The 12,072-nt window shown below is 57.5% G+C and carries 8 protein-coding genes; 7 read left to right on the forward strand and 1 reads right to left on the reverse strand.

The genetic code is table 11. From position 1 onward, the window contains the following. The first annotated feature begins 92 nt into the window (after positions 1–92). From ACTG27_RS08720 to tyrA, 6 genes are all read left to right on the forward strand, one after another. Positions 93–527 carry a hypothetical protein gene (locus ACTG27_RS08720; protein ID WP_257690226.1) on the forward strand — a complete coding sequence of 145 codons (435 nt, stop codon included), beginning with the start codon at positions 93–95 and terminating at the stop codon, positions 525–527. 158 nt (positions 528–685) lie between these two features. After that, positions 686–2,488: a protein translocase subunit SecD gene (secD, locus tag ACTG27_RS08725; RefSeq protein WP_439979505.1), complete on the forward strand. Its 1,803-nt coding sequence runs from the start codon at positions 686–688 to the stop codon at positions 2,486–2,488. Positions 2,489–2,639: 151 nt separating this feature from the next. Then, on the forward strand, positions 2,640–3,557 hold the full coding sequence (gene secF, locus ACTG27_RS08730; protein WP_005334046.1) for a protein translocase subunit SecF: 918 nt from the start codon (positions 2,640–2,642) through the stop codon (positions 3,555–3,557). 289 nt (positions 3,558–3,846) lie between these two features. Next, positions 3,847–5,148 (forward strand): glucose-1-phosphate adenylyltransferase, encoded by a 1,302-nt coding sequence (glgC, locus tag ACTG27_RS08735; RefSeq protein WP_201906311.1) that lies wholly within the window; start codon positions 3,847–3,849, stop codon positions 5,146–5,148. Positions 5,149–5,557: 409 nt separating this feature from the next. Next, on the forward strand, positions 5,558–6,631 hold the full coding sequence (locus ACTG27_RS08740; protein WP_439979506.1) for a 3-deoxy-7-phosphoheptulonate synthase: 1,074 nt from the start codon (positions 5,558–5,560) through the stop codon (positions 6,629–6,631). A gap of 135 nt (positions 6,632–6,766) precedes the next feature. After that, positions 6,767–7,894, forward strand: a complete 1,128-nt coding sequence (gene tyrA / locus ACTG27_RS08745) for a bifunctional chorismate mutase/prephenate dehydrogenase (protein WP_439979507.1) — start codon at positions 6,767–6,769, stop codon at positions 7,892–7,894. 585 nt (positions 7,895–8,479) lie between these two features. Here tyrA and ACTG27_RS08750 read toward each other — a convergent pair. Next, positions 8,480–9,541: a porin gene (locus ACTG27_RS08750; protein WP_127006770.1), complete on the reverse strand. Its 1,062-nt coding sequence runs from the start codon at positions 9,539–9,541 to the stop codon at positions 8,480–8,482. Between the two features lie 395 nt (positions 9,542–9,936). Here ACTG27_RS08750 and dinG point away from each other — a divergent pair, with 395 nt between their 5' ends. Further along, entirely contained in the window at positions 9,937–12,009 is a 2,073-nt protein-coding gene (gene dinG, locus ACTG27_RS08755; protein WP_439979508.1) for an ATP-dependent DNA helicase DinG, read from the forward strand. The last annotated feature ends 63 nt before the right edge of the window (positions 12,010–12,072 follow it).

The following is a 12,072-nucleotide window of genomic DNA, read 5'->3' on the forward strand; positions in this document are numbered from 1 at the left end:
GCGGCACCGAATGGTGCCATGCACACGGGCAACCTTGTTCAAACCGGGCGCTTATGGTAGTTTTCCCTTTCTATTTATCGGGAATTAACTTTTTGCGCCTTATCGACAAAGTAAAACTGGTGCTGGTAACTCTGGTTATCGCCCTCACCCTGCTTTGTTCCATCGCCCGAATGGAAGGCCCGCTGCTACCCGCATCTCCCCACAGTGAACAGCAGCAGACTCAGGTGTTCAATCAGCTTAGCGACAGCGATGATGGCATCATCAAGTTTGTTGGCAGCCATCAGAATCACCTGCTGCGTCTCGAACAATCCCTGCGCAGTGACAACCAGCCCAAGAGTGTGGTCTACGAGCTGATCCAGAGCTGGTCGGCCCAAGCCATCCTGCTGTTGCTGCTCGGCTGGCTGATGCTGGCACCCGAGCTCTATCACAAACAGAGTTTTCGCGATCGCTTCGGTGCGATCCATCGGCGCCATCTACAGCGCCAACATCTGCAGTACCGCTTCACCCAGAGCTATCTGAACGCCTGACCCCGGAGGGGCTGGCACATCCACTGTTTGCTCATCTCCTCTTCCTGACGGATCCGGCAACTGCCTGATCCGCATCTGATGCATCCCATTTTTTGCGCCTTGCCGAGCCTTGTTGCTATCGGCCTAGGCACCATTCTCCTGACAGAGGCTTGTTTGCCATGAGAAAGAGCTATCGCACCGTTCTCAACCGCATGAGCAAGTGGCAGTACGCACTACTGCTGTTGATGCTGTTGACCTTTACCTTTTACTCCCTGCCCACCTTTTTCGGTGAGCAGCCCTCCCTCGGCCTGCACGGACAGCAGCGCCTGACCACCCAGCAACAGATGCTGCTGAGCGACAAACACCTGACCCCGCTCAAGGTAATTGAGCAACCTGAGCGAGTCGAGCTGGTCTTTGCCAGCCAGGGTGAACAGCAGCGCGCCAAGCAGTTGCTGGAGCAGCAAGGGGTCGACAGTGCCGCCCTGACCCTGGAGTTTCACTCCAACGCACCGGCCTGGATCACCCGCCTCGGCGCCGACCCCATCAAGTTGGGGCTCGATCTGCGTGGCGGCTCCCAGCTGCTGATCGGGGTGGACGTGGACTTTGTCATCGACAATCAGACCAAGAATCTGGTGGATACCCTGCGCACCCGCTTCCGTGAAGCCAATCTGCGCGGCGCCAGCGTCACTCGCACGGCACAGGGCGCCGTAGCCGTCACCCTGCCGGAGGTCGCCGAACAGGAGAGCTGGCTCTCTATCATCAAGGAGAGTGCCGGTACCCGTCAGGATCAGTGGAAGCTGACCCGCTCCGGCAATGATCTGAAACTGGTGCTGAGCGAGGCGGAGCGTACCCTGCTGGTCAACAACGCCGTGACCCAGAACCTGTCGATCCTGAAAAAACGGATCAATGAGCTCGGCATCGTCGAGGCCTCGGTGGTGCGTCAGGGGCAGGATGGTATCCGTATCGAACTGCCCGGGGTACATAACCCCAAGCAGGCGAAAGAGGTGATCGGCGCCACCGCCTCGCTGGCCTTCTACGAGGCCAAAGCCGACAGCCACTTCTACATCGCCGATCGCAACGGTCAGGCCGTCGGCATGGCGCGCAAGCCGGTACTCACCGGCGAGCACATCGTCGATGCCCGCGCCAACATGGGCGAGATGGGTCAACCCCAGGTCAATATCGTGCTCGACACTCTGGGTGGCAGCAAGATGAACCAATTCAGCCGCCAGCATGTGGGCAAGCCGATGGCAACCGTCTTCACCGAGTACAAGACCAACGCTCAGGGCAAACTGCGCGCCCAGAGCGAGGTGATCAACGTCGCCACCATCCAGACCGCCCTTGGCAACCAGTTCCGCATCACCGGCATTGGCAGTCTGCCGGAGGCGCAAGAGCTGGCCATGCTGCTGCGCGCCGGTGCCCTCACCGCCCCGCTCAAGATCCTGGAAGAACGCAGTATTGGCCCGACGCTGGGGATGCAGAATATCGAGGCGGGCTTCACCGCACTGGCCTTCGGCATGGCGGGCATGATGCTGTTCATGATGGCCTGGTACCGCAAATTCGGCTGGGTTGCCATCACGGCGCTGGTCGCCAACTTGTTGATGCAGGTCGGCATGCTGGCGGTACTGCCGGGCGCCGTGCTGACCCTGCCGGGGATCGCCGGTCTGGTGCTGACGGTGGGCATGGCGGTGGATACCCATGTGCTGATCTTCGAGCGGATCAGGGACCGTCTGCGAGAAGGGGGCTCACTGGCCAACGCCATCGACTTTGGCTATCGCTCGGCCTTCCACACCATTTTCGATGCCAACATCACTACGCTCATCTGCGCCGTGGTGCTCTACTCCATCGGCTCCGGGCCGCTGCAGGGCTTCTCCATCACCCTCATTCTGGGTCTGCTCTCCAGCATGATCACCGGGATCTGGGGGACGCGCGCCATCATCAACCCCCTGTGGGGACGCAGCAGCGAGCGCACGCTGAAGGTGTAACGGGACAGCAGTCCCTCTGATGAGCGGCTTTGACTGCGCCATCGGCTATGGATATGGCCGGAGCGGCCAAAGCAGAACACTATTTTCCCGGCGTGTCGCGACACGTCGTGATGGGCCAACAGCCTGATGCTGGCTGGCCAAGGAGAGAATTATGTTGAGAATGATCGTTGCCATGGGGCTGACCCGTTGGCGCTATATCGGCCTGTGGGCTTCCATCCTGCTGACCGTGGCCAGCGTCGCTATCTTGCTGGTGAACGGCCTGACATTGGGGCTCGATTTTACCGGCGGGATCCTGCTGGAGTTTCATATCCAGACCCTGAAAGAGGCCCATGAGCTCAATGCCATGCTGGTTTCCCCGCTGGCGGGAGCCGTTGAGCTGAGCTCGGCCGGAATTCCCGGCGAGTGGCTGATCAAGCTGCCCCCCCACGAACTGCCCTGGCCCGCGGCGGATCTCGCCACCATGCTGACCCAGCAGTTGGGGATGCCGGTCGAGTTGCTGCGCACCACCATCGTCGGCCCTCAGGTGGGGGCCGAACTGTTCCAGCAGGGTATGCTGGCGGTGCTGGTCGCTTCGCTGGCGATGTCGGCCTATCTGGCGTTTCGCTTCGAGTGGCGTCAGGCCATCGGCATCCTGCTCTCGGTGGTCCATGACGCCATCGTGGCGCTGGGGCTGCTGTCACTCTTTCAGATCGAATTCGATCTGAACATCATCGCCGGTTTAATGGCGGTGATCGGCTACTCCCTCAACGACAGCATCGTCATCTCGGACAGGCTGCGGGATCTGCTGAGCTCGCGTACCCAGATGGGCATCCACGAGTGCTCCGATGTGGCCATCAAGGCGACCTTCAGTCGCACCATGATCACCTCGGGCACCACCCTGTTTACCGTGGGCGCTCTGCTGCTGTTTGGTGGTGACGCCCTCTACGGCTTCTCCTTCACCCTGTTTGCCGGGATCCTGGTGGGCACCGTCTCCTCCATTACCGTCGCCTCGACCGTGCAGGAGCTGCTTGGGCTCACCCCGCAGGCCTATCAGAAAAAGAGCGAGGAGCCACTGGCCAACGCAGCCTGAATCTTGTTAATTAGGCCCGGCTCACCGGTTCTCAGCGAACCGGGCCCCTGCCAACCATTGGCAGGGGCTTTTTCCATCCCTCCTCTCGGTCTCTCGCCGCCCCTTTTGGTACTCGGCTCGCTTCAATTGACAACTGACCATATTGAAAGCAATGACGGATCAACCCGTCATTTTTAATAACAAAAAGGTCATTTTATTACGTCAGAAACCATAAAATGTGACTGAAAGCACTTTCTTGAGGGCTCAAAGGAGGCAACATTGTAGTGATTTATCTACAAAGGGATATGAGATGTTGTTACAACCTGCCAATACAGCAAAATCCAGACAGTTGCTGAACGAGACCATGGCTTTGGTACTCGCAGGAGGGCGGGGTAGTCGCCTCAAACAGTTAACCGACAACCGTGCAAAACCTGCCGTTCATTTCGGCGGCAAATTCCGCATCATCGATTTCGTGCTCTCCAACTGCATCAACTCCGGCATTCGTCGGGTAGGTGTCGTGACCCAGTACAAATCCCACAGCCTGTTGCGCCATCTCCAATCGGGCTGGTCTTTCCTGCGCTACCAGATGAACGAGTTTATCGATCTGCTCCCGGCCCAGCAGCGGGTGGATGAGGTGAACTGGTATCGGGGTACCGCCGATGCGGTCTACCAGAATCTGGATATCATCCGCGATCACGCCCCCAAATATGTGGTGGTGCTGGCAGGCGATCACATCTACAAGATGGATTACGCCGCCATGCTGCTCGACCACGTCAATATGGGTGCCAAGGTGACCGTTGCCTGCATCGAGGTGCCACGCAGTGAAGCAAGCGCCTTCGGGGTAATGGCGGTGGATGATGATCGCAAGATCAATGCCTTCGTCGAAAAGCCTGCCAACCCGCCCGCCATGCCGGGCAAGGCCGACACCGCGCTGGCCTCCATGGGCGTCTATATCTTCGATGCGGAGTATCTCTATCAGCTGCTGGAAGAGGACATTGCCAACGAGCAGTCCCATCACGATTTCGGCATGGACGTGATCCCCCGCGTGGTGAAAGAGGGCACCGCATTCGCTCACCCGTTTGGCATGTCCTGTGTCGGCTGCTGTGCGGATCGCCGCCCCTACTGGCGCGATGTGGGCACCGTGGACTCCTTCTGGGAGGCCAATATGGATCTCGCTTCCGTCACGCCTGAGCTGGATATCTACGATCAGGACTGGCCCATCTGGACCAGTCAGAACATGACTCCTCCCGCCAAGTTCGTGCAGGACCGAAACGGCCAGCACGGCATGACCATCAACTCCATGTTTGCCGGGGGCACCATCGTCAGTGGCTCTTTCATCCTGAGTTCGGTGCTCTTTACCAATGTGCGGGTCGACTCCTTCTGCACCCTGGATCAGGCCGTTATCTTCCCGGGAGTGGAGATAGGTGCCGGTTGCCGACTGCGCCGGGTGGTGATCGACAAGGGGTGCAAACTGCCGGAAGGCACGGTGATCGGTGAAAACGCCGATGAAGATGCACGTCGCTTCCACCGCTCCGAGCAGGGCATAGTGCTGGTCACTCAGGGGATGCTCACTCGCCTGAACAAAGAGCTGCAGGGAAAACAGAAGCGCTGATCCGCAGCCAGACGGGATCCCCCTTCCTACCGCAAAGGGAGCCATCATGGCTCCCTCTTTCTATGGCTGACCAGATAGCCACCTCACACCATCATTGCCATCGCGTTGCAGTCTCCCAGAGATACCATTTACTGTGGGTAAACAGCTGGACAATGCAACCTTTACGCCCACAAACCGTAAACATTAAATTACACAAAAACCATCAATCCTCCGAAAAATCCTCTGTATTATTCCTGTTTGCGCTATATAGCAGCTCCTTTATCTGACTTTTTAGCGGTAAACCCGCTAGTTTCACTTGATTGTTTGTTTTTCCTTGGTAAGGTGAGGGCGGTTGCGTAACAAAGCAGGTACCAACGTAAACATATCGGTACAATCGCTTTTAGCTTAATACAGTAGAGAGAATGAAATCATGCAAAGAGACCCCCTGAACAACATCCATATCCAGTCCGAACAAGTGATGATCACGCCTGCCCAGCTCAAGGAGAAGTTACCCATCTCCGACAAGGCGCTGGCATTCGTGCAAGGGGCCCGCAATACCATCGCCGATATCATTCACCGCCGCGATCACCGGCTGCTGGTGATCTGTGGTCCCTGCTCCATCCACAACATGGACGCCGCCAAAGAGTACGCAACCAGACTCAAAGCGCTGCATGATGCCTATCAGGACTCTCTCTACATTGTCATGCGGGTCTACTTTGAGAAGCCGCGCACCACAGTCGGCTGGAAAGGCTTTATCAACGACCCCAATCTGGATGGCACCTTCGATGTGGAGCTGGGGCTGAACCGTGCCCGCGAGCTGCTCTGCTGGCTGGCGGAGCTGGAGTTGCCGCTGGCCACCGAAGCGCTCGACCCCATCAGCCCGCAATACCTGGCCGAGCTCTTCTCCTGGTCAGCCATCGGCGCCCGCACCACCGAATCCCAGACCCACAGGGAGATGGCGTCAGGTCTCTCCATGCCGGTCGGCTTCAAGAACGGCACCGACGGCAACCTGGGGACTGCCATTAATGCGTTGCAGGCGGCCTCCTCCCCTCACGCCTTTATGGGGATCAACCAGCAGGGCCAGGTTGCTCTGCTGCAGACCCAGGGCAACCCGGATGGCCACGTGATCCTGCGCGGCGGCAAACATCCCAACTATGACTCGGTCAACGTGTCGCTGGCGGAAGAGGCGCTGGAGAAAGCGGGCCTGCTGCCGAGCCTTGTGGTGGATTGCAGCCACGGCAACTCCAGCAAGGATCACCGTTTGCAGCCCAAGGTGGCCGACAACGTCATCCACCAGATCCAGGAGGGCAACCGCTCCATCATCGGGGTGATGCTCGAATCCAACCTGTTCGAGGGAAACCAGTCCAGCGAGCAGCCCAAGGAGCAGATGCGCTACGGGGTCTCCATCACAGATGCCTGCATCGACTGGGACACCACCGCCACCCTGCTGGCCCGCTGCCACAACCAGCTGGCTGACCCCCTCAAGGGCAGAACTGCACGGTAAGCCGTGGTATCTTGGCGTAACCTATTGAACAATCGAGGTATCACTGCTGGTGGCATCAAGCCGCTCACGCCGTGATACCTTGTTGCATCTTGAATTTCAGGGCGCCGCCGCTCGCGGCGCCAGCAGGGACTGGATATGGCTGAAGAGTTGAATGTACTCAGGGACAAGATAGATGCGGTGGACAAGCAGCTGATCGATCTGCTGGCCGCCCGTCTGGCCCTGGTGGGAGAAGTGGGTGAGGTAAAGAGCCGCCACGGCCTGCCCATCTATGCACCGGACAGGGAGGCGAGCATGCTGGCCCGCCGCCGCGCCGAGGCCGAGCAGTTGGGAGTGCCCGGCGATCTCATCGAAGACGTGCTGCGCCGGGTGATGCGTGAATCTTATGCCAGCGAGAAAGATACCGGCTTCAAATGCATAAAGCCGGATCTTGGCAAGGTGGTCATCATCGGTGGTCAGGGCCAGCTTGGCCGCTTGTTCGGCCATATGTTCAGCCTCTCAGGCTATCGGGTCGAGACGCTGGAACAAGCCGACTGGCCGCGCGCTGACGAGATCCTCGCCGGAGCCGGTCTGGTGATGGTGGCGGTGCCCATCGATATCACCTGCCAGATCATCGACCGCCTCGGCAACCTGCACGCCCACAGCCTGCTGGTGGATGTCACCAGCGTGAAAGCGGCTCCGCTCGAACATATGCTGGCAGTACACCAAGGGCCTGTGCTGGGGCTGCACCCCATGTTCGGACCTGATGTGGCGAGCCTCGCCAAGCAGGTGATCGTCTGCTGCCAGGGTCGTGACCCCGCCGCCAGCCAATGGCTGCTGGATCAGATGACCATCTGGGGCGCCCGCTTGCAACAGGTGGAAGCCAAGGCCCACGATGAGGCGATGACCCTCATTCAGGCACTGCGTCACTTCGCCACCTTTGCCTATGGCTGGCACCTCTCCCGGGAGCAGGCCAATCTGGATCGCCTGCTGAGTTTGAGCTCCCCCATCTACCGGCTGGAGCTCGCAATGGTGGGGCGGCTGTTCGCTCAGGATCCCCACCTCTATGCCGACATCATTTTGTCGTCACCGCAGAATCTGGCGATGATCCGCCGCTACTACCAAAACTTCGGCGAAGCGCTGGGGCTGCTGGATCGGGGAGACAGGGACGGTTTCATCGAGGCCTTCTCGCAAGTCTCCGGTTTCTTCGGCGAACATGCCGACCAGTTCCTGCGTGAAAGCCGCATGCTACTGGCCCAGGCCAACGACCGCCGCCAACACGGCTGATCCTGCAAAAGCAACCACCTCATATCGCCAGAAAGGGAAGATACTCAGGCATCTTCCCTTTTTTTGTTTATTACCGATTTCAACGCTAACTCAGTCGCGAGCGGCTACACATCAAGTACCTACCGCTGATTGGCCTCACAATCCCCTCCCCCTGTGCTGCATCACATCCCAAGTATGCCCCCTCAATATCCGCACAATCCGCGCAAATAGCACCGCCCCTTGCAAGGGCAGCCAGATTCTCACGGTCAAACCAAGCTGCTGCGAGCAACGACTGTATGGCGTAAAGGAGAGCAGTGCCCTCCCCATCAAAGAGATAAGCAGGAAGCAGGAAGCAGGGAGCAGGGAGCAGGGAGCAGGGAGCAGGGAGCAGGGAGCAGGGAGCAGGGAGCAGGGAGCAGGGAGCAGGGAGCAGGATAGATTAGCCGAGACAGACGGTTCGCCAAATATCACCATGAAACAGCAATCCGGCGATTCACCATGGTGCTAGCAGCTATACCGCCAAAAAGAAAAATGGCCGAGAGTTCATCTCGGCCATTCGTAGCTTGGTCAAAGACTCAAGCCAGGATATTACTCTTGTTCAACTTATTAGAAGTTGTACTGCAGGGCAACGGTATACTCGTCGTCCATTTTGGACATACCCTGAATCTTGTACTCGGTGTAAGCTTTCAGCTTCGGAGTAAAGGCGTACTGAACACCCAACAGGGTTTCATCAACCTGATCCTGATAGCTGGCACCAGAAAGTTGAGCGCCTTTCTTGCCTTCTTTGAAATTGTAGCCAGCCAAGAAGGTCCAAGCGTCTACGTTGTAAGAAGCAGCCAGCTCGTAACCACGACCTTCGTCTTTGTGACCAGTGGTATCGTTCTTCAGAGTACCCTGAGTGTACATACCAGCGAAGTAGAAGCCGTTGATGGCGTAGTTAGCAGACAGTGCCCACTCTGACTTCTCACCACTGTTGTAGGTGGCTGCGTTGTTGTTGGTTTCCAGATCGGAGTATGCATAACCGGCATTCAGACCCAAACCGAAGTCAAATGCGTAACCAGCAGATGCTGCATAACCAGCTTTGCGCTTAACGTCCTTGAATGATTCAGTCTTAATTTTACCGCCTACGTCTTTGATTACGACGGCTGTTTCATCGTTGGTCTGATATGACAATTTACCGGTGAAACCACCGAAAGAGTTGGAGTAGATCACCTGACCTTCTTGGCGACCATCATAGTAGTTACCGTTGGAGCCCCACTCATTGAAAATATCAGTTGAAGCGATAGCGTCGTAGAAGGCAGTGTCAGTCTGACCAAAAATTACTTTACCGTTTTGGGAGCCATCGAAGCCTGCGTAGATGTGACGCGCTTTGAAAGTGCTACCGTCGGTGTTTTCGGCAGAAACTTGCCATTCAGTTTTGGCAATGGCAGACCACGTGTTGTTCAGCGCAACTTTGCCTGACCAACCCAGACGAGAAGTACCAACCAGTTCTGCATCACCTTTGTGAGCTTCAGTCAGCCCATTGGGGTTATCACTTTCACCGTAGTAGTTAGCCTGTACACGGCCGTAAACGTCAAAGTTGGTACCGTCTTTGTCATAGATCACTGCGGCGTTAGCGGCGGATGCAAACAGAGCCGGAATAGCAATAGCCAGAATTGTCTTTTTCATAGTTTCCAATGCCTACTGTAATTAAACACTAAGTTGTTGTTATTCCCTGTGTTAGCGATGTTCTTTGCATCACTATGCCGCCGAGACTAGCACCGGATTTTTTGAACCGCAATGAAAAAACTTGGAACTTTTTACGGAAACCATAGTCATGGAGGCAAAAATGTGAGCCAAGTCTCACCTAACGGCAAGGCAAAAGGAAAACGTTTACAATGAATCCTGCTGATTATTTGGACTCAAATAGTCTGTTTTGCATGCAAATAACGCTAACTACCTGATAAACAACCAAAGTGGTCTGATCAGCGTAAAACAGCCGTGATAATGGCAGTTGCCTCGACCTCACCAAGGGGTTGCGGGTATCCTTGTCCTTCGATTAACACCTAACCGGCCTTCTCTTCATGCTCTCTACTCGCCTTAAAGCCACCATTCGTCAAACCTATCGCCAGATTTCGGATGGATTACCCGGTTTTGTGCCGCGCAAAGAGCAGAACTTTCTGGTGGCCGAGATAGCCAAAACCCTGACCGGCGAGTACGACAAACAACGCCGGATCCTGGTGGCCGAAGCAGGAACCGGTATCGGCAAATCTCTTTCTTATGCGCAGGGCGCCATCCCGGTGGCGCGGCTCACCCAGAAGAAGCTGGTGATCTCCACCGCCACCGTGGCCCTGCAAGAGCAGCTGATCCACAAAGACCTCCCTTTTTACCACAGCCACAGCGAGCTGCCGTTTCGTTTTATGCTGGTCAAGGGGCGTCAGCGCTACTGCTGCGAACATCTACTGGAACAGGCAGCCAGTGGCGCCGAGATGGCCAACTTCGAGCTCGACTTTGGCAGTCTGAGCAAATCCAAACCATCTGACAGCGACAAAGATCGCTACCAGGCCCTGTGGCAGGCCTACACCAATGGCAAATGGGACGGGGATCGGGACAACTGGCCAGAGCCCATTCCCGACACTTGCTGGGATCGCATCGCCGCAGACCGCCACACCTGCAACAAGGCGCTGAGCCATCACCAGCACTGCCCCTTTCATCGCGCCCGCAACGACATGGAGAGCGCCGATGTGCTGGTCGTCAACCATGCGCTGCTGCTCTCCGATCTCACCATGGGCGGCGGCATCATTCTGCCGCCCCCTGATGAGTGCATCTATGTGCTGGATGAGGCCCATCACCTGCCCACCATTGCCCGGGATCACGGCGCTGCTTCGGCCAGCGTCAAAGGCTCGCGCCGCTGGCTGGAGAAGCTGGTACAAAGTGCAGGCAAGCTGGCGCGGACGCTTAATAAGGAGAGCCTGCTCGACCCCCAACTCAAACTGCAGGATGCACTGGCCTCCATCCAGCCCGATCTGAAGGCGGTCGAGCAGTGGCTCAGCGCCAACGATCGGCTGTTTGGCACGGAACCTCACTACCGCTTCGCCGAAGGGGTATTGCCTGATCCCCTGCCCATGCTGGCGGAGAATCTCAAGGAGTCGAGCAAGAAGGCGCTGCGAGCGCTGGATCGGATGCAAGGGGCCATCGGTGAAGCGCTGAAAGATGGCGAGATCCGCCGCAAGGAGGCCGAACCTCTGCTGGCAGAGAGCGGTTTTCATCTGCAGCGGTTGGAGAGTTTCTGCGCCCTCTGGGAGATGCTGGGGCGCCATGTGCCGACCGGCAAAACCCCGCTCGCCCGCTGGATGGCCAAGAGCGATGACGGCGATATCTGGCTGCACGCTTCACCGATAGAGGTGGGGTATCTGCTTGAGGAGTGGCTCTGGTCGAAATGTTTGGGGGCCGTGCTGGTCTCCGCAACCCTCACCGCCCTCTCTTCTTTTAGCTATTTTCGCCATCAGGTGGGGCTCAAGGAGCACGACGGCACTCGCTATCTACGCCTGCGCTCCCCCTTTGATTATCAGAAAGCCGAGCTCTATCTGCCCAAGATGGAGCACGAACCCAACTCGCCGGCCTTTACCAACGAACTCATCAGCGTGCTGCCACGTATTTTGGCGGGCAAGGAGGCGAGTCTGGTGCTCTTCTCCTCCTACCGCCAGATGAATGAGGTGGCTGTTGGCTTGCGAGCCAAGGGACTGTCACTGCTGGTGCAGGGGGAAGCCTCCCGCAATGCCCTGCTCACCCTGCACAAACAAAAATGTGATGGCGGTCAGGCAAGCATCCTGTTTGGTACCGGCAGCTTCTCGGAGGGGCTGGATCTGCCGGGTCACTATCTCACCAATCTGGTGATCACCAAACTCCCCTTTGCGGTACCCAACTCACCGGTCGAGGAGGCTACCGCCGAATGGGTGGAGCAGCGAGGGGGGAACCCGTTCCTGCAACTGACAGTGCCGGAGGCATCGCGCAAACTGATCCAGGCCTGTGGCCGCCTCATCCGCAAGGAGGCCGATCGGGGGCGGGTCACCATTCTTGACCGGCGTCTGCTGACCAAGCGTTATGGCAAGGGGTTACTTGATGCCCTCCCCCCGTTTACACGGCGGATCGAATAAATAAGTCGGTCGCTATTGATAAACAAACTGACAGCAGCGCGAACATCGACCACCAGAAAGAGC

The sequence above is a fragment of the Aeromonas sp. 97A genome (assembly GCF_051919185.1).
Taxonomy (GTDB): domain Bacteria; phylum Pseudomonadota; class Gammaproteobacteria; order Enterobacterales; family Aeromonadaceae; genus Aeromonas; species Aeromonas veronii.